Source organism: Azospirillum fermentarium (assembly GCF_025961205.1).
Classification (GTDB): domain Bacteria; phylum Pseudomonadota; class Alphaproteobacteria; order Azospirillales; family Azospirillaceae; genus Azospirillum; species Azospirillum fermentarium.
Window position 1 is genome coordinate 461,597 of record NZ_JAOQNH010000001.1, and the last position, 17,034, is coordinate 478,630.

General features: G+C 65.8%; 19 protein-coding genes and 1 tRNA gene. 4 read left to right on the forward strand and 16 right to left on the reverse strand.

Annotated elements, in window-relative coordinates:
• Positions 1 to 13 precede the first annotated feature (13 nt).
• Positions 14 to 406, forward strand: a complete 393-nt coding sequence (locus M2352_RS02250) for a TIGR02300 family protein (RefSeq protein WP_264662891.1) — start codon at positions 14 to 16, stop codon at positions 404 to 406.
• A gap of 83 nt (positions 407 to 489) precedes the next feature.
• On the opposite strand, the gene M2352_RS02255 is transcribed toward M2352_RS02250, so the two are convergent.
• The 13 genes from M2352_RS02255 to M2352_RS02315 all read right to left on the reverse strand — a co-directional run bounded on the left by M2352_RS02255 (position 490) and on the right by M2352_RS02315 (position 12,071).
• On the reverse strand, positions 490 to 1,836 hold the full coding sequence (locus tag M2352_RS02255; protein ID WP_264662892.1) for a phosphatidylserine decarboxylase family protein: 1,347 nt from the start codon (positions 1,834 to 1,836) through the stop codon (positions 490 to 492).
• 190 nt (positions 1,837 to 2,026) lie between these two features.
• Positions 2,027 to 3,631: a PAS domain S-box protein gene (locus M2352_RS02260; protein ID WP_264662893.1), complete on the reverse strand. Its 1,605-nt coding sequence runs from the start codon at positions 3,629 to 3,631 to the stop codon at positions 2,027 to 2,029.
• A 95-nt stretch (positions 3,632 to 3,726) separates the two neighbouring features.
• Entirely contained in the window at positions 3,727 to 4,131 is a 405-nt protein-coding gene (locus tag M2352_RS02265; protein WP_264662894.1) for a helix-turn-helix domain-containing protein, read from the reverse strand.
• The gene (locus tag M2352_RS02270; RefSeq protein ID WP_264662895.1) at positions 4,128 to 4,757 is read right to left on the reverse strand and encodes a Smr/MutS family protein; all 630 of its coding nucleotides are present in this window, start codon (positions 4,755 to 4,757) and stop codon (positions 4,128 to 4,130) included. The genes M2352_RS02265 and M2352_RS02270 overlap by 4 nt, the downstream gene beginning before the upstream one ends.
• 4 nt (positions 4,758 to 4,761) lie before the next feature.
• Complete coding sequence (locus M2352_RS02275) at positions 4,762 to 5,424, reverse strand: LutC/YkgG family protein (protein WP_264662896.1); 663 nt, start codon at positions 5,422 to 5,424, stop codon at positions 4,762 to 4,764.
• Positions 5,421 to 6,839: a lactate utilization protein B gene (locus M2352_RS02280; protein WP_264662897.1), complete on the reverse strand. Its 1,419-nt coding sequence runs from the start codon at positions 6,837 to 6,839 to the stop codon at positions 5,421 to 5,423. Before M2352_RS02280 ends, M2352_RS02275 begins: the two co-directional genes overlap by 4 nt.
• A 21-nt stretch (positions 6,840 to 6,860) precedes the next feature.
• Entirely contained in the window at positions 6,861 to 7,661 is an 801-nt protein-coding gene (locus M2352_RS02285) for a (Fe-S)-binding protein (protein WP_264662898.1), read from the reverse strand.
• A 131-nt stretch (positions 7,662 to 7,792) separates the two neighbouring features.
• Positions 7,793 to 8,476: a hypothetical protein gene (locus M2352_RS02290; RefSeq protein WP_264662899.1), complete on the reverse strand. Its 684-nt coding sequence runs from the start codon at positions 8,474 to 8,476 to the stop codon at positions 7,793 to 7,795.
• Positions 8,477 to 8,750: 274 nt separating this feature from the next.
• Positions 8,751 to 9,005, reverse strand: coding sequence for a hypothetical protein (locus M2352_RS02295; protein ID WP_264662900.1), 255 nt, complete (start codon positions 9,003 to 9,005; stop codon positions 8,751 to 8,753).
• A 431-nt stretch (positions 9,006 to 9,436) separates the two neighbouring features.
• Positions 9,437 to 9,970: a hypothetical protein gene (locus M2352_RS02300; protein ID WP_264662901.1), complete on the reverse strand. Its 534-nt coding sequence runs from the start codon at positions 9,968 to 9,970 to the stop codon at positions 9,437 to 9,439.
• On the reverse strand, positions 9,894 to 10,952 hold the full coding sequence (locus tag M2352_RS02305; protein ID WP_264662902.1) for a helix-turn-helix transcriptional regulator: 1,059 nt from the start codon (positions 10,950 to 10,952) through the stop codon (positions 9,894 to 9,896). Before M2352_RS02305 ends, M2352_RS02300 begins: the two co-directional genes overlap by 77 nt.
• 412 nt (positions 10,953 to 11,364) lie before the next feature.
• Positions 11,365 to 11,439 (reverse strand) — tRNA-Met (locus tag M2352_RS02310).
• Positions 11,440 to 11,519: 80 nt separating this feature from the next.
• Positions 11,520 to 12,071 carry a pyridoxamine 5'-phosphate oxidase family protein gene (locus M2352_RS02315; protein ID WP_264662903.1) on the reverse strand — a complete coding sequence of 184 codons (552 nt, stop codon included), beginning with the start codon at positions 12,069 to 12,071 and terminating at the stop codon, positions 11,520 to 11,522.
• A gap of 170 nt (positions 12,072 to 12,241) precedes the next feature.
• Between M2352_RS02315 and M2352_RS02320 the strand changes: the two genes are divergently transcribed.
• Positions 12,242 to 12,736, forward strand: coding sequence for an SRPBCC family protein (locus tag M2352_RS02320; RefSeq protein WP_264662904.1), 495 nt, complete (start codon positions 12,242 to 12,244; stop codon positions 12,734 to 12,736).
• Between the two features lie 19 nt (positions 12,737 to 12,755).
• On the opposite strand, the gene M2352_RS02325 is transcribed toward M2352_RS02320, so the two are convergent.
• The 3 genes from M2352_RS02325 to M2352_RS02335 all read right to left on the reverse strand — a co-directional run bounded on the left by M2352_RS02325 (position 12,756) and on the right by M2352_RS02335 (position 14,548).
• On the reverse strand, positions 12,756 to 14,012 hold the full coding sequence (locus M2352_RS02325) for an MgtC/SapB family protein (RefSeq protein WP_264662905.1): 1,257 nt from the start codon (positions 14,010 to 14,012) through the stop codon (positions 12,756 to 12,758).
• 122 nt (positions 14,013 to 14,134) lie between these two features.
• A complete protein-coding gene (locus tag M2352_RS26540; RefSeq protein WP_406567223.1) occupies positions 14,135 to 14,362 on the reverse strand; it encodes a type II toxin-antitoxin system RelE/ParE family toxin in 228 nt (75 codons plus the stop codon).
• Positions 14,363 to 14,374: 12 nt separating this feature from the next.
• Positions 14,375 to 14,548 carry a hypothetical protein gene (locus M2352_RS02335; protein ID WP_264662906.1) on the reverse strand — a complete coding sequence of 58 codons (174 nt, stop codon included), beginning with the start codon at positions 14,546 to 14,548 and terminating at the stop codon, positions 14,375 to 14,377.
• Positions 14,549 to 14,695: 147 nt separating this feature from the next.
• Here M2352_RS02335 and mtgA point away from each other — a divergent pair, with 147 nt between their 5' ends.
• Complete coding sequence (gene mtgA, locus M2352_RS02340) at positions 14,696 to 15,385, forward strand: monofunctional biosynthetic peptidoglycan transglycosylase (protein WP_264662907.1); 690 nt, start codon at positions 14,696 to 14,698, stop codon at positions 15,383 to 15,385.
• 67 nt (positions 15,386 to 15,452) lie between these two features.
• Complete coding sequence (locus tag M2352_RS02345) at positions 15,453 to 17,021, forward strand: lysine--tRNA ligase (protein ID WP_264662908.1); 1,569 nt, start codon at positions 15,453 to 15,455, stop codon at positions 17,019 to 17,021.
• Positions 17,022 to 17,034 lie beyond the last annotated feature (13 nt).

Here is a 17,034-nt window from a genome sequence, read left to right on the forward strand (position 1 = left end):
CGGAGGATTCTGCGTGGCGAAGCCGGAATGGGGCATCAAGCGCATCTGCCCGAACTGCGGCGCGCGCTATTACGATATGCGCAAAGACCCGCCGGTCTGCCCGGCGTGCAACACCCCCTTTGACCCCGAAGCGCTTCTGAAGTCGCGCCGCGCCCGGCCCGTGCCGGTGGACGACGTGAAGAAGATCCCGGTCCGGGCAGAGGATCCCGACCTGGAAAAGGACGAGGACGAAACCGCCGAACTGGACGAGGTGGTGGATGATGTCCCCGTCGATGATCTGGACGACGAGGCCGCCGACACCCCCGACGATGAGGACGATGTTCTGATCGAGGACACCTCCGAACTCGGCGAGGACGACATGGACGAAGTCGTCGATGTCGAAGGCGAGGACGAGGAAGAGCGCTAAGCCGCTTGCCCGCCGGACCCTCCGGCGGGCCGAGACGGAAAAAGGCCGCCCAACCCTGTTGGGCGGCCTTTTCGCGCGTGCTCTTACCGTTTCACGACGGTGGCGAGGTTGGATTTCACCGCCACGTTGGTGGCGTCCAGGTTCGGTTTGTCGGACACCGGCACCTGGAATTCCAGTTCCACCCCCGGCTGGAACACCAGGCAATGGGTGGAGCCGCCGAAATGGAACATGCCGATCTGGTCGCCGCGGCTGACCCGCTGGCCCGGCACCACGGTGATCTCGCAGCTCGACACCTCGGCCATGCCCACCGGCACCATGGCCATCAGGCCGATCGCGGGATCATCGGCGCGGATGAAGATCACCGCCCGCGCGGCAACCGAGGTGATGAAGGGCTGCGAGGCGTTGGGCGCCGACGGGTCGGGATCGTCGCTGTAGATGCCTTCCGACGGGCTTTCCAGGTAATAGGTGCCGTTGACCACGGTGGCCTTCTCGATCACCCCGTCCACCGGGCTGTGCCAGCGGTGGTAGCTGAGCGCGCTCAGGAACGCCTGATACACCGTGCCGCCGGCGAACTGGGCGGCCAGCGGGTCGCCGTTCAGCATGTCGTTCAGGGAATAGGGCTGCCCCTTCAGCCAGATGTTGGACGACAGCGCCACCCCGGTCTGGTACTGCAGCGGCGCCGACTCGCAGGCGTTGACCAGCACCGAGTCGCCGACGGGCCGCTGCCCGTCCTTGAACAGGCGGGTGAAGAAATTGTCCCACGAGGTGAAGCCCAGATAGGCCGGGTCGCCGGGGTCGGGCACGTCGAAGATGTCTTCGAAGGTCTGGCCGCGCGGCGGGTCGGCGAAGGGCTGCTGGGCGACGGCGACCATCTGCTTCTTGGCCGGCGCGCTCAGCCACGGGATGGATTGGGGATCGCTGGTGGCGTCCCCCTCGGCCAGCACGTAGCGTGACGGCTCGGTGCACAGGAACCGGCCCCAGTAATCCAGCACCGCCTTGAAATAGGCGTTGAAAGCGGTGTCGTTGAACGTCACCGTGCCGCCCACCGTCCCCATCGGCCAGTCGAGCAGGGCGTTGATGGGGAAGCCCACCAGCCCCTGCGCCTCCAGCGTGCCCTGGTCCACGATGAATTCGGGCGACGTGGCCATGATGGTGTTCAGCAGGCTCAGGAACTCGTCCCAACTGGTCACCGCCGGGGCGCCGGTGGGATCGTCCTTGGAATAGGCCAAAGCCTCGACGAACATGGATTGGGTGCTGGCATGCAGCACCGGGTTGTTCGCCACCATGGCCTGCAGCGCCTTGATGGGCGGGATATAGGTCGCCGGGTCGGTGCCCGCCGCCTTGGCCTTCAGCTTTTCGACCCATTTGCGGACAACCACATGGTCACGGCTCAGCCAGCCGCCGGGACGCCGCTTGTTCGGACGCGCCATAACGCTTTCTCCATAATCACAGTTATTATTCAGGAAGAGATGACTGCATACGATTGAATTATTAATGGCGTGCACCATCGAACCCATGATGCACAGGTAATTTTCCGAATCTGTCTTTATTTTTATCAAGTATTCGTCGGGGATAATATTTGAAATACCCGACGGGAGGGGGCGAAGACCGCCCCGCCCCTTACCAGTCGCTGACCACCCGGTCGGGGGGCAGGCGCAGGATCACCGTGGTGCCCACCCCCTCGTGGGAGCGGATTTCCAGCCGCCCGCCGTGCTTGTCCATCAGCGACTTGGCGATGGACAGCCCCAGCCCGATGCCTTCGTAATGGCGGGTCAGCAGAGATTCCCCCTGCACGAAGGGCAGCATGACCGATTCCATGCGGTCCTCGGGGATGCCGATGCCGGTGTCGAACACCTCGGCCACCAGCCCGCCGTCGGAATCGACCCGCGCGGCCAGCCCGATGCACCCGCCCGCGGGCGTGAACTTGATGGCGTTCGACAGCAGGTGCATCAAAACCTGCTTCAGCGCGCGGGGGTCGGCGTAGATGGGCGGCAGTTCGGCGGCGATGTCGGCCTGCACCTTCAGCTTGCCGCGTTCGGCCCGCTTGGCGACCAGACGCAGGCACGACACCACCGTGTCGCGGAAATCCATCAGCGTCTCGTCCAGGTCCAGTGTGCCGGCCTCGATGGACGCCACCTCCAGCAGGTCGTTGATGTTGGCGAGCAGCAGTTCGCCCGACCGCTTGATCTCGGCCATATAGGCCAGATACTGCGGATTCTCCAGCGCGCCCAGCATCTGCTGCTGCACCACGTCGGCAAAGCCCAGGATGCCGTTCAGCGGCGTGCGCAGCTCGTGGCTCATGTTCGACAGAAAGGCGGATTTGGCGCGGTTGGCCAGTTCCGCCGCCTCTTTCGCCTGAATCAGCGCGGCTTCGGCCTGACGGGCCTGGGACACGTCGCGGATGGTGCCGACGAAGACGTGGAAGCCGGGGCGCTTGATCTCGGTCAGCGCCAGCCAGCCGACGAACACGCTGCCGTCCTTGCGCTGCACCGGCACGTCACGCCCGATGCCGATCATCCGCCGTTCGCCGGTGGTGAGATAGCGGTTCATATAGCCGGCGTGGCGCCCCGCCTCGTCCTGCGGCATCAGGATGGCGACGTTGCGGCCCACCAGCTCGTCGGCGGTGTAGCCCAGCATGGATTCCACCGCCGGGTTCACTTCCAGGATCGTGCCGTCGGGGGTGACGGTCATGATGGCTTCGACGGCGGTTTCGATGATGGCGCGGTAGCGCTCCTCCGACCGTTCCAGCGCCTCTTCCCGGCGGCGCAGCACGGTGCGGTCGGTGACCATGGCCACCAGCCCGATGATCAGCCCCTCGTCGTCGCGCAGCAGCGACGGATGCACGCCCACATGCAGCACGCTGCCGTCGTCCAGGCGGTAACGCTTTTCCAGCACCCCCGGCGGGCGCTCTCCGCCGGCCAGCCGGTCCAGCACCTCCCGCTCCCATTCCCAATCCTCGGGCAGGGTCAGGCTTTCCAGCGTGCGCCCGACCATCTCCTCCGGCGTGCGCCCGAACAGGGCGGCATAGGCCGGGTTGGCGTGGGTCATGGTGTAGGTGAGATCGACGACGCTGATGCCCATCTCGCCATGGGCGAAAACCTCGTCGAACAGGCGCAGGCGCAGCGCGGCATCAAGCAGCGCGCCGGAGGTGGACGGTTTTTCGGAATTGCTGCACGACATGGCACGCCCAAGACTTTCGGCCCGCACCCGTGAAAGGCGAACCATCCGTTCCCTCCGCGACCTTGTACCCGAGGGGGAACCCGATGGCGACGGTAAAATTGACAATTATCATCCGCTTCTTATGAAAGCGAACACGAATGTCAGCGCCGGGGGGGGCGGGCGCGGCGGGCCGCCGCCGGATGGCGGGGGGCGGGGGCCTGTTCCAGCAGGGTCAGCAGGGCATCCACCGTGCCGGCGTCGAGGTCGGCGATGCGCTGGGCCAGCCGATTCGCCAGCTCGGTCGCCCGTGGCGACAGGCCGGCGGTGTCCACGGTGATGCGGGGGTGGGACAGGTCGGCCAGCCGCTCCATCTCCTCCGCCTCGTCCCAGAAGATGTCGAAATAGGCGCAGATCTGCCGCACGAACTGGACCGAGGGACGCCCGCGCTTGCCATGCTCCAGCGCCGACAGATAGGCGGAGGAGATGTGCAGGTCGGTGGCCATCTGCTTCAGCGTCACCCCGCGGGCATCGCGCAGGGCGCGGACCTTTTCCCCGAACGGCGTCACCGCGTCCCCCCCGTCCCCGGCCCCTTCCCGTCGCGGTCCTGCCGGCGGCGCTTGAGCAGCACATAGAGCGCACCGTCGCCGCCGTCGCGGGGCTGGGCCGGCTGCACCGCCAGCACCATGGGGCGCACGGGCGATTCCGACAGCCAGCGCGGCACCATGCGGCGCAGCACCCCGCCGTCGGGGTTGGTGGTGCCCTTGCCGGTGATGATGAGCACGCAGCGCCGCCCCTCGTGCCACGCCCGGTGGACGAAGCCCATCAGCGCCCCGTGGGCCTGTGTCTGGGTCATGCCGTGCAGATCGATGCGCCCGTCCAGTTCCAGCCGCCCGCGGCGCAGCCGCTCGGCGGTGCGGCGGTCCATGTCGGCGAACACCCCCACCTCCAGCGGGCGGGGGGCGCTGGGGCGCGGGGTCTTGGGCGGGCCGGCGGGGCGGTGGACGGCGGGGACCGCCGGTTCCTCCGGTGCGTCCTTGGGCACGCCGTCCATGGGGTCGGCCACCGGCACCACCGGCACCGTGCGCCCCGGCATGGGATCGGCATCGCGCACCACGAACTGCCAGAGGGAACGTTCCTCCTCCGTCACCGACCGGCGGCGGCGGGGCAGGACGATGCGGCCACGTCCGAACACCGGCTCAGGCCCCCTCGACCAGCAGGATGTGCAGCCGGCGCGGCCCGTGGGCGCCAAGCTGGATGGTCTGTTCGATGTCGCCGGTGCGCGACGGGCCGGTGACGAAATTGACCGTGCGCGGCAGCCCCCCTTCGGCCCGCAGCCGGTCCCACCCGTCCTCGTACGCCGCCACGACGCGCGAGCGGGGCAGCACCACGATGTGGGTGTCGGGCAGGAAGTTCAGCGTGGTGGGGTGGCCGGGACCGGAGGTCAGCATCAGCGTCCCGGTTTCCGCCACCCCGGCAAAGGCCCCGGTGACCGATACCGCATCGCCGTCGCGGGCCGGACCGGCGGAGATGGTCAGGGCCGTGCGGCTGGCCCACGGCAGCCCCGCCACGTCGGGCGCCACCCGCGCCTCCGCCGGCAGGTTGTGGGACGCCAGATAGGCGGCCACCGCACCGGGCACGGCGTCCAGATCCGCCACCCGCTCCACCGTCGCCGCCACCTCGGTGGCCATGGTGAGGAACAGGTCCGCCAGCTCGGCGGCGGGCACAGCGGTGCGGGCGGGGACGATGTTGCGGGCGTGGGCGGCGATGCGGGCCTCCGCCGTGCGGCGGGCCTCGGCGCGGTCACCGCCGCCCAGCGCGGCGCGGATCGCCCCCAGCACCTGCGAACGCGAATCGCTCATCGGCCCTCTCCCCGGCCGGCACCGCGGCGCTCGGCCCACAATTCCTGAAAGGTCCGCCCCTCGGGCCGGGGCAGGTCGCGGTGCCGGGTCCAGCCGGCGGCCAGCGGCCCCGGCGCCCCGAACCGGCGCAGCACCCGCGCCGCCAGCCGGGCGGCGGCGTGGTAGAGTGTCGGGCGGCGCACGAACCACCCCCACACGCCCAGGCCCCGGCGGACCGGCTGGGAGCCCAGCCCGGCTTCGAATTCCTTCTCCCGCCAGTGGCGCATCATCGTCGGCAAGGGGATGCGCACCGGGCACACCGCTTCGCACCGCCCGCAGAAGGTGGAGGCGTTGGGCAGATGCCCGGCCTCCTCGATGCCGATCAGCGCCGGGTCGATCACAGCACCGATGGGGCCGGGATAGACCCAGCCATAGGCGTGCCCGCCCACCGCCCCATAGACCGGGCAGTGATTCATGCAGGCGCCGCAGCGGATGCAGCGCAGCACCTCCTGAAACTCGGTGCCCAGCAGCTTGGAACGGCCATTGTCCAGCAGCACCACGTGGAATTCCGCCGGCCCGTCGGCATCCTCCCCCCGCCGCGGCCCGGCGGAGAAGGTGGTGTAGGCGGAAAACTCCTGCCCCGTGGCCGAGCGGGCCAGCAGGCGCAGCAGAGTGGCGGCGTCCTCCTGGGTCGGCACCACCTTGTCGATGCTGGCGATCACCACATGGACCCGCGGCAGGGTCTGGGTCAGGTCGCCGTTGCCCTCGTTCGTCACGATGACGGTGGCGCCGGTCTCGGCGATCAGGAAATTGGCGCCGGTGATGCCGACGTCGGCCTCCTGAAACCGGCGGCGCAGCATCAGCCGCGCCTCGGTGATCAGCTCGCGCGGCTCGTCCAGCGGACGGTCCGGGGGCAGGTCGGTGTGGGCGGCGCGGAAGGCTTCCGCCACCTGTTCCTTGCGGACGTGGAACGCCGGGGCGATGATGTGCGACGGCGGCTCCCGGCGAAGCTGGATGATGTATTCGCCCAGGTCCGTTTCGATGGGCACCAGCCCGGCGGCCTCCAGATGGTCGTTGATGCCGATCTCCTCGGCGATCATCGACTTGCCCTTGGTGACGGTCCTGGCACCGGCCGTGCGGCACAGGGCCAGGATGGTATCGCGGGCGTCCGCCGCGGTGGGGCACCAATGGACGTGGCCGCCGGCCTCGGTCACACGGGCCTCGAACGCCTCCAGGTACGCATCCAGGTGGGCCAGGGTGTGGTTCTTGATGGCGCGGCCCTGGTCGCGGAGGTCTTCGAACTCCGGCAGGCGGTTGGCGGCCATGCTGCGGCGAAGCTGGAAGCCGGTGGCCGACTTGCGCAGCATGTATTGCAGGTTCTCGTCCGTCAGCGCCCGGCGGGCGTTTTCGGGAAAGCTGTGGGCGGTGGAATGCATCGGCGGCGGCCCCTTCCCTCGTCAGCCCTTGGCCCCGATGGGCGGGGCGTCGGCGGTCATGTCCGCCAGCACCTCGGCCACATGGCGCACGGCGATGGGCGAGCCGCGGCGCGACAGCGTGCCGGCGATGTTCAGCAGGCATCCCATGTCGCCGGCCAGCACCATGCCGGCGCCGGTGGCGGCGATGTCGTCGGCCTTGTCGCCGGCCATGCGGGCCGACACGTCGGGGTATTTGACGCAGAAGGTGCCGCCGAATCCGCAACACACCTCCGCCCCCGGCAGTTCCGCCAGTTCCACGCCCTCCACCGAGGCCAGCAGCCGGCGCGGCTGCTCCTTCACCCCCAGCTCGCGCAGGCCCGAACAACTGTCGTGATAGGTGACCTTGGCCGGGCCTTTGCCGGTGGGGCAGCGGGCGGTGACCGCCCCCACCATCATCACGTCGGTCAGGAACGACACCAGTTCGAAGGCCCGCTGCGCCAGCGCGGCGGCGCGCGGCCCCCACACGGGATCGCCGGCCAGCAGGGCGGGATAGTGCTTGCGGATCATCCCGCCGCAGGATCCCGACGGGATCACCACGTAATCGAACCCGTCGAACAGCGCGATGGTGGCCCGCGCCAGATCGGCGGCGGTGGCCCGGTCGCCGGAATTATAGGCCGGCTGGCCGCAGCAGGTCTGGCCCGCCGGCACCTCCACGGTGCAGCCGGCCTGTTCCAGCAGGCGCACGGCGGCGAAACCGACGGTGGGGCGGTACAGGTCCACCAGACAGGTGACGAACAGACCGACACGGGGGCGGCCCGCGGGGGGCGATGAGGCGGTGACCATGGCGGCGGCGTGCGGTTCACGGGTGCAGGGTTGGTCCGATGGCGCGACAATAGGGCCTGCACCCGGTGCGGACAAGGCCGGGGCCGCGCAGGGCAGCCCCAAGCGGACGGTCCCGGCGCCTTGTTCCGCCCTTACGCTGCCGGGACGTGTGTCGGGGCGTGGCCCGGAAACCAGCGGTCACGCATGTGGCGGTGGGCCGCGGTGCTCAGCAGTCCGGCATAGCCGGGGTATTCCGGCCCGATCAGGGGCAGGCCGAAATCGGCGATGGTGGCGGCGATGCCGGCATCGTCCAGCGCCCGGCCCGCGGCCACGGCGTGGCGGGCGATTTCCAGCTCCTGCCCCCAGAAATAGACGGACGCGGCCCGAACGTTGGCCTGCATCCTCCGCACCTCCTCCACCCGGCCGTCGGAGACCGCCAGCGGCCAGATGTCGGGCATCAGCAGGTCCACCGGCTCCGCCGGGGTCCAATGATAGGCGTCCCCCTGCTCCACCCGGATCTTGGCCCGCGCCGCCGGGGGAAGCTGGCTGAAGATGCCGAGGCCGCGGTGAAGCGCCAGGATCTCCGGATCCCGCTCCACCACGGTCACCGCCGTCACTTCGCCGCGCAGGGCGCAGACCGCCGCCGCCCAGCCCATGCCCATCCCCATGATGACCACATGACCGCGCGACAGACGCACGCCGATTTCCTGGCTTTCCAGCTCGAACGGGGTCATGGACATCCAGGTATCGCCGTTCCGGACCAGCCCCGCCATGCCCTGGACCAGATAGGTCTTTCCCCAATAACCAGGACAGAACACCAGATCGGCGTGCTTCACTTCCCACCCGCCGGACTGACCGGGAGGATAGGTGGGAATGAACAGATCAAACTGGAAAAATGACGGTCCCTGATTTTCCAACACACAATCCTCTGCATGAAACGGCGGGCCCCTGCATGAAACGACCGGCCTCTGCATGAAACGGGCGACCGGACAGCCTGCAAGACAATGGCCGAAACCGTATCCAGATACGCGGCACAGGACCATGGAAAACCGAAACGCCGGCCGGTCCATGGCGTGGCATGGACCGGCCGGTGCTTGTCCAGGCTTGTGCTTACATGCGGCCCGCCCCGCCGGCCCCGGACAGGGCGTCCTGGTGGGACAGGCCGGCATCGATGGCCGACAGATAGGCATCCAGGTCAACGCCGGGGGCATAGCAGCCGGACACCGCGTCCAGCCCGGCTTCGACGGCGGGGGACAGGGGCCGGCGCACGCGCATCCTGCGCACCACGGCATCGTGGATTTTCTGAGCGGCCACCGCGTCGCCGCTCAGCGCGACGAAATCGAAGGATTGCCGCAGAGATACCATATGCTCCTCGGCCAAGCCGGAAGCGTTCCTCAACGAACCGCCCATCACGCGCAATTTCACGGCCACATCATCATAAGAAGACGGCGGCGTAATATTGATCGCCCGCACAAGCGATTCCCGCGTTTCAGCAGCAGCAGCCTTTCCGCTGGTGCCGGATCTGCCCGCAACGCGGATGACGGCCTCTTCCGCCCGGGCGAAGTCCATGCCCAGATCGGAAAGCAAAACGAGGCCATCATCAAGGCCGGGACTATGGGAGAAGGGCTTGCGCTCCTTTGGAATGGGGGTATGCTTGCTGTCAGTCTTCATCTGGCGCTCCAAAGCCAAGGGTTGAGGACTAGCCGCGATACACAAAACGTATCGTGGTTGAGCGCCCGGCTGCTGCAACAGCCGGGCGTTTATTCTTGAGCCAGCTCTCGCCGGCGCCTTCAAAATCAGGCTGCTGCCCGTAGATCCGCCTGGCAAGCAACCCACAGGAAGCATGCTTCTGCACGCCGCGTATCTCCGGGACGACGTGGAACTGCCGCCGTATAGTCAGACGGCAGCACGATACCTTCAGCGGCAAAGATTGCACGGGTATTTTCCCATGCGATTTCAAATTCCGGCGTGCCGTAAGCAAAAGGATCATGCACAACAAGAGAACCATTACCGAAAATTTCTTCACTGAAACGGTAGTGTCCGACCGTATCCAAAAGAAGAATGTGCAGGGCCTGATCGGCACCAACAGTCAGAGCGTACTTTTTATCTGGAAAACCTTCCATTGCACGAAATATTATTAAGAGATCATTCCAATATTTTTGACAATCTCCTTCACTAAAACCAAATCTCTCAACCATGGAAACTTTATAACGACCAAAATCATACTCAGAAACCTTGCTCATACAATCTCCATCAATGCTTGCGCCCTTTTCCAGGGCTGGTAATTGCCGCAATTTTTGTGACAAGATTAGCAATTCCTGCCAGATCATCTACGGCAAACCGTGACCGGCGCAGGGCGGATCGGACGCCACGCACCTGATTGTAAGTTGTCTTCTCGGCAACCCCGCGGGCTGCGGCGATGTCCGCCACGGACTGACCAGCCCCAATACCAGCAGCAACCTCAGCTTCTGCAGGCGTCATATTAAAGGCCTGCTGCAATGAACTGGCGATCGATGCACAATCCTCACCGAAACGAGAAACTACGAGCACAGCAGTGCCCGGCAGATCACCAGCACTTACAGCCACAATCAAAGGCGGCTGAGAACTACGACGGATCGGTATATAAGTTGCTGGCTGCAAACCTTCTGCAACATTGGCAACAGCTTGCTCAAGGACGAGATCATCACAAACATCTATAGCTTTGATATCGCCATCCTCCGTAAGCATGAAACCATCACAAGCGGCCAGCATTTCATTAAAACTTGCATTGCTGTTAAACAGCCTTCCAGATGCATCGACTAAACCAATAGCAATGGATAAACTATTGAGCGCTGACTGCATGTTATGCATATGCCTTTGAACACGTAAAGCCCACATCACACCCAGACCGATATCAGGATCACCAAAATATTTACAAATCCCAGTTGATTTCAGGCTAAGGCGAGCTTGAACACTAATTCCAGAATCAAGACGTAAGTGGGAAACAAGCATTCGCCCCCATGGATATATGTTAGTAAAATCTAAATTTGGGCTGGTCCGACGCGCAGCAATCGCACCCTCAAGCCACGCCGCGGGATCAGCCATTGCGGACCGTGTACCAATCATACCGGCGTTAAGCACTTTCCAGAAAAGACTCTTGTAGGTCTCATCTGCATAATCACTGCAGGGCATTAATGTGCGCTGCCCATCGCTCACCCAAACGATTCGGTCATCATTGTCATAAACGATAACCGCTGCCCCAGCACGATCTGCTTCGCGAACGAGGTCAAATGCTGAAGATGGCAATGCATCTAAGATAAACTCTCCACGCATCAGTAATCACCTTGGCCTGATATTTTTCAGCCTATCACATGAATTCTCTTTGTCATGTGGAAAATTCCACATGACAAAGAGAGATTTGCATACTATTGAATTCTATGAAAAAAATGAAAAGCCCTCAGACATGACAATAGAAGATTTTTATTCCCAATTTTCGGAAAAATTTAAGTGCGCAAAATAGAAAATTTTTTATTGCGCGGCGGCTTGTTGATTTAATAAAATTGAAATATATGGAAACCAAACTATAATGTAAAACAATAAAACAAAACCCATCAATGGAAGATCAATTACTCACGCGACACTGCATCTTCTTACAGAGAGGCTGAAACGCAATTTTAGCCGCCAGCAACCGCAGGCCAAACGAAAAACCCCCTGGCTCCGCGACGGGAACCAGGGGGTTTTCGATTGGTAGCAGCGGAGGGATTTGAACCCCCGACCAAGGGATTATGATTCCCCTGCTCTACCACTGAGCTACGCTGCCACAAGGGCCGCAGCGTGATTTGGATCACCGCGGCTCGGGGCCGGACGTGTACTATGCCGGGCGGGTGGCGTCAAGCGGTTTCATGCGTCTTCCAGAATTCCGGTGGGCAGGCCGTCGAAGCTGACGCTGTTCTTGTCCCGCCAATAGGCGCGGATGCCGTCATCCCCCTTCTTCGCCGCCCAGTCGGGCAGGGTCGGGCGCTGTTCCTCCATCGCCATCCGCGGCACACCGAAGCCGCAGGACGAGATGATGTCGTCCACCTCCACCACCACGATCTGGCGTTTGCCGGCATAGGCGGGGAACAGCCGGTCGAGATCCGCCCAATCGGCATCGCGGGCATGGACCGCGCGGGCCGTGCCGTACAGGCGCAGGATCAGCGGCTTGGCCGTGAAGGAGCAGAACATCACCGTGATCCGCGGGTTGAGGCGCAGATGGGCCGCCGTCTCGTTGCCGCTGCCGGTCAGGTTCAGAAAAGCCACGCGCCGCGGGTCCAGCACCGCGAAACTGCCGTCCAGCCCCTTGGGGCTGAGGTTCACGCGCCCCTCGTCGGCGGCGGTGGCGATGAAGAACATCGGCTGTGCGGCGATGAAATCCGCCAGATCCGGCGTGATGCTGTCGTGGTGCTTGGCCATGGGGGCGCGCTCCTTCCTTCCGGTTCGCGAACGGCGGCCATGGTAGGCGAGCCGTCCCCGTACGACCAAGGTGCGATTTCGCTACCGCCCGCGTTCCGGCCATATTATCCCTGACCTTGGAAGGCCGGCGGGGAAGCCGGCACGGGCATCGACGGGAAGGAATGAAGGCGATGAAGACGGGCCTGATGGCGATGATGGGAACCCTGGCGGCGGCCACCCTGGCCGCGTCCCCGGCGCTGGCGCTGGAGGTGAAGGAAGAGGTTGTCATCGACGCCCCGATCCAAAAGGTGTGGCAGCAGATCACCGAATTCTGCGCCGTCGCCAACTGGCACCCGGCGGTGGAAAAGTGCGAGCTGCGCGACGGCGCCGGCAAGAAGCAGGAGCGTGTGCTGACCCTGAAGGGCGGCGGCACCATCGAAGAACAGCTCCAGTCCGTCACCGCCAGCCGCCGCACGGTGCGCTACACCCTGCTGTCCGGGCCGCTGCCGGTGGCGAACTATTCCGCCTCCATCGCCCTGACCGCCGGCACCAAGACCAGCACCACCGTCATCTGGTCGTCCCATTTCGACGCCAAGGGCGCCAGCAACGACGAGGCGCGCAAGGCCATCTCCGGCGTCTACACCAGCGGCCTCCAGGGGCTGAAGGCCAAGCTGGAGCAGCGCTGATCCGCGCCCGGTCCGTGGCTCACCGCGCGGTGAGCCACGCCGCCGCCAGACCCAGCACCGCCACCGCCACCAGCAGCAGCGCCGGGCGGCGCCCGTGTTCGGCCCCGCCGAAACCGGCGGCATAGACACCCTTGGCCAGATTGTTGGTGGAGGTGGCGATCAGAATCGCCGCCGCCACCCCGTGGGGCGACAGGGACGGCACGCTGCCTTCGATCAGGCTCAGCACGAATGGGTCCACGTCGGCGATGCCCACCACCGCCGACAGCACGAAGATCCCGGTCTGGCCGAATTCCGCCTGCGCCCAGCGCGACACCACGGCCACCACGATGAACAGGGCGGCGAACACCACCGCCGCCGTCACCTGCAGCGGGTTTTCCACCGGCAGCGCCCGCCCTTCCCCCACCCGGCGGTGACGCCACAGCGGCGCCGTCAGCATCAGCGCCAGCCCGAACAGCGCCCCCATGGCGGGCGCGATGGCCAGCGCCACTTCGGTGTTGAAAAGGGCGATGATGAGCGTGATGCGCAGGTACATCATCGCCGTCGCCACCACGATGCCGGCCCCCAGCTCGGCCACCGGCGCCCCCGGCTCGGTCAGGCGGCGGGCCAGCACCACCGTCGTGGCGGTGGAGGAATAAAGCCCCCCCAGCACCGCCGACACGAACACCCCGTGGCGCAGCGGCGCGTACCGCTGAATGAGATAGCTGGCATAAGAGAAGGTGCAGACCGCCACCACCGCCATCCACGCCTGATACGGGGTGACGGGGACGTGGGGGATCACCGGCTCGTTGGGGACCAGCGGCAGGATGACGCCGATCAGCACCAGGAACTTGCCGGCGGTGAACACCTCCTCGCCGGGGATCAGGGTGACCAGCCCGTGCAGCCGCTCCCGCGCGCCCAGCAGCAGGGCGGATGCCACGGCCAGCCCCACCGCCGCCCACGGCGGCTGCGTCAGCGCCATCGGCCCCAGCAGAAAGGCCGACAGGCTCGATACCGGAACGATCAACGTGGGCCGCACCCCGTCGGGGGTGCGCATGGCGTCGTGCAGATAGACGGCGTGCCACGCCCCCAGCGCCACCAGCCCCACCGAAAAGGCCGAGGCATGGCCGGGTTCCAGCAGGTACAAGGCCCCGCCCGCCAGCGCCAGCAGGGGAAAGGTGCGCACCCCCCCCGGTGCCCGCCGGTCGGTGCGCTTGTATACATCCTCGAACGCCAGCCCCAGGAACACCCCCAGCACCAGCGCCAGCCCCAGCCGTTCGGCCAGCAGCATCGGCTCCATGCCGCCACTCCCCTTCACGTTGCCGAAGGGATCATGCCGCAAGCGGCAGCGGGGCGCCATGGGGAGGGAGGCCGCGCCGTCAGGCCAGCAGCTTACCGTGCCAAACCCGCAGGATCGTCACCTCACTGTCCCCCACCTCGTAAACGGATGATGTAGGGAGACGCGGCCAGAAGCTCACGCGAGCCAGGGATGCGCCCAACCCGGCCCCGCAGAGGGAAAACCGACAGGCTGTCGCCAAGGGAAATGAGGGTTTGTGCCAATTCACGGGCGGCAATCGGGTTTACCTCGGCCAGATAAGCGACATGCTGCTCCACATCGCGCACAGCCCGGATGGCCCAGACAACAGTCACGGCGAACTGCGCTTAGGATGAAAAGGGCTTGAACCGCCCCTGCGCCACATCCAACAGCCATGCCCGCACCTGTTCATGGGGAACGGTGCCCTGTGTACGGACGGAATGACGGGCATCGTCAACCGCACTGCGGAGCAGGGCGGTTTCCTGATCCTCATCATCAGCTTTGGACAACGGCTTGGTCATGGAAAAAGGATGGCATTCCCCCAGAACCCTGTCGAGGGGAAAGGCCCGCGGAATTCCGAAAAGGTGATTATCCCCCGCCCTGTCCCGCAATCTTGAGTATGGGCCGCCGCCCTGTCAAGCTGCCCACCGGACGTGGGGGGAGCGGGGATGCGCCAGGCTTTGCGGATCATGGCGGCGGTGCTGCTGGCGCTGGCCGCCGTCGGCACCGGCTGGGTGGTGCTGTACCGGGTGGTGCCGCCGCCGCTCACCGCCCTGATGGTGATCCGCACGTTCGACGGCGCGGGCATCAACCGGGACTGGGTGCCGCTGGACGCCATCGCCCCGGCGCTGGTCACCGCGGTCATCGCGGCGGAGGACACCAAGTTCTGCACCCATAACGGGTTCGACTGGGCCGCCATCGGCGATGCGCTGGACGGCAACGAGGACGGCGGGCCGATGCGCGGCGGCAGCACCATCAGCCAGCAGACGGCCAAGAACGCCTTTCTCTGGCCGGACCGCACCTGGGTGCGCAAGGGGATGGAGGCTGGATTCACCGCGCTGATGGAGGCCCTGTGGCCCAAGCGGCGGGTGATGGAGGTCTATCTCAACATCATCGAATGGGGTGACGGCCTCTATGGGGCGGAGGCCGCGGCGCGGGCGTGGTTCCACAAGCCGGCCTCGGCCCTGACCCGGCGGGAGGCGGCGCTGATGGCGGTGGTGCTGCCCAACCCGCGGCGGTGGTCGCCGGCGGCCCCCACCCCCTTTATCGCCCGGCGGGCAGCGGTCATCGAGACGCGCATGGGTGTGGTGCGCCGCGACGGGCTGGACGGGTGCGTCACGGGCAGCCGGGGCGGTTGACCGCAGCGTCCCCCTGACATTAGGGTCCGCAAGTCCGATGATTCTTTTACACGAAGGCGTTTTCACCATGATCCCGGAACAGGAACTGGCGTTGCAGGCAAAGGCGTGGCCGTTCGAGGAGGCGCGCAAACTGGTGGCGCGCTTCGCCAAAGCCCCGCCGGCCAAAGGCTACGTCCTGTTCGAGACGGGATACGGCCCGTCGGGCCTGCCCCACATCGGCACCTTCGGCGAGGTGGCGCGCACCACCATGGTGCGGCAGGCGTTCCAGCGCATGTCGGACCTGCCCACCCGCCTGTTCGCCTTTTCCGACGACATGGACGGGCTGCGCAAGGTGCCGGACAACATCCCCAACCGGGACATGGTGGCCCAGCATCTGGGCAAGCCGCTGACACAGGTGCCCGACCCGTTCGGCACCCACGACAGCTTCGGCGCCCACAACAACGCCCGCCTGCGCACGTTCCTCGATTCGTTCGGCTTCGAGTACGAGTTCCAGTCCTCCACCGACTGGTACAAATCAGGCCGGTTCGACGAGGCGCTGCTGAAGGTTCTGCAGCACTATGATGAGATCATGGCGGTGATGCTGCCGACCCTGGGGGCCGAGCGTCAGCAGAGCTACAGCCCGTTCCTGCCGGTGTCCCCCACCACCGGGCGGGTGCTGCAGGTGCCGGTGCTGGAGCGCAACACCGATGCCGGCACCATCGTGTTCGAGGACGAGGACGGCACGAAGGTCGAGGTTCCCGTCACCGGCGGCCATGTGAAGCTGCAGTGGAAGCCCGACTGGGGCATGCGCTGGTACGCGCTGGGCGTCGATTACGAAATGGCCGGCAAGGATCTGATCCCGTCGGTGGAGCTGGCCGGCAAGATCGCCCGCATCCTGGGCGGCACCCCGCCGGAGGGGTTCAATTACGAACTCTTCCTCGACGACAAGGGGCAGAAGATCTCCAAGTCCAAGGGCAACGGCCTGACGCTGGAGGAATGGCTGGCCTATGCCCCGCCGGAAAGCCTGGCGCTCTACATGTGGCAGAAGCCGCGGGCGGCCAAGCGGCTGTTCTTCGACGTGATCCCGCGCGCGGTGGACGAATACATCACCTTCACCTCCAAGTTCGCCAAGGAGGAACCGGCCAAGCAGCTTGAGAACCCGGCGTGGAGCATCCACAACGGTGCGCCGCCGGCGGTGCGCGCGGATCTCAGCTTCGGCCTGCTGCTCAATCTGGCCGGTGCCGCGAATGCCGAGAGCACCGAGGTGATGTGGGGCTTCATCAGCCGTTACGCCCCCGAAGCGACCCCGGAAAACAGCCCGTTCCTGGACCGTCTGGCCGGTTACGCCGTGCGGTACTATCAGGACCGGGTGAAGCCGGAAAAGACCTACCGCGCCCCCACCGACGCCGAGCGCGCGGCCCTGACCGACCTGCTGGCCGCCCTGGACGCGCTGCCAGCCGGGTCCAAGGCCGACGTGATCCAGAACGAGGTGTTCGAGGTGGGCAAGCGCCACGGCTTCACCGAGCTGCGCGCGTGGTTCCAGGCCCTGTACGAAGTCCTGCTGGGCCAGACCACCGGCCCCCGCATGGGGTCGTTCATCGAACTGTACGGCATCGAAGAAACCAAGGCGCTGATCCGCGAGAAGCTGGCGGCGTAAATGCCCCGTCCTC

Excerpts from the sequence above, each read along its gene's own strand:
- M2352_RS02295 (WP_264662900.1), bottom strand. The coding sequence starts at position 9,005 with ATGGTATCTCTGCGGCAATCCTTCGATTTCGTCGCGCTGAGCGGCGAC.
- M2352_RS02315 (WP_264662903.1), bottom strand. The coding sequence starts at position 12,071 with ATGGCCAAGCACCACGACAGCATCACGCCGGATCTGGCGGATTTCATC.
- M2352_RS02325 (WP_264662905.1), bottom strand. The coding sequence starts at position 14,012 with ATGGAGCCGATGCTGCTGGCCGAACGGCTGGGGCTGGCGCTGGTGCTG.
- M2352_RS02260 (WP_264662893.1), bottom strand. The coding sequence starts at position 3,631 with ATGGTTCGCCTTTCACGGGTGCGGGCCGAAAGTCTTGGGCGTGCCATG.
- M2352_RS02305 (WP_264662902.1), bottom strand. The coding sequence starts at position 10,952 with ATGCGTGGAGAGTTTATCTTAGATGCATTGCCATCTTCAGCATTTGAC.
- M2352_RS02275 (WP_264662896.1), bottom strand. The coding sequence starts at position 5,424 with ATGAGCGATTCGCGTTCGCAGGTGCTGGGGGCGATCCGCGCCGCGCTG.
- M2352_RS02335 (WP_264662906.1), bottom strand. The coding sequence starts at position 14,548 with ATGACCAAGCCGTTGTCCAAAGCTGATGATGAGGATCAGGAAACCGCC.
- M2352_RS02280 (WP_264662897.1), bottom strand. The coding sequence starts at position 6,839 with ATGCATTCCACCGCCCACAGCTTTCCCGAAAACGCCCGCCGGGCGCTG.
- M2352_RS02345 (WP_264662908.1), top strand. The coding sequence starts at position 15,453 with ATGATCCCGGAACAGGAACTGGCGTTGCAGGCAAAGGCGTGGCCGTTC.
- mtgA (WP_264662907.1), top strand. The coding sequence starts at position 14,696 with ATGCGCCAGGCTTTGCGGATCATGGCGGCGGTGCTGCTGGCGCTGGCC.
- M2352_RS02320 (WP_264662904.1), top strand. The coding sequence starts at position 12,242 with ATGAAGACGGGCCTGATGGCGATGATGGGAACCCTGGCGGCGGCCACC.
- M2352_RS02255 (WP_264662892.1), bottom strand. The coding sequence starts at position 1,836 with ATGGCGCGTCCGAACAAGCGGCGTCCCGGCGGCTGGCTGAGCCGTGAC.
- M2352_RS02285 (WP_264662898.1), bottom strand. The coding sequence starts at position 7,661 with ATGGTCACCGCCTCATCGCCCCCCGCGGGCCGCCCCCGTGTCGGTCTG.
- M2352_RS02300 (WP_264662901.1), bottom strand. The coding sequence starts at position 9,970 with ATGATCTGGCAGGAATTGCTAATCTTGTCACAAAAATTGCGGCAATTA.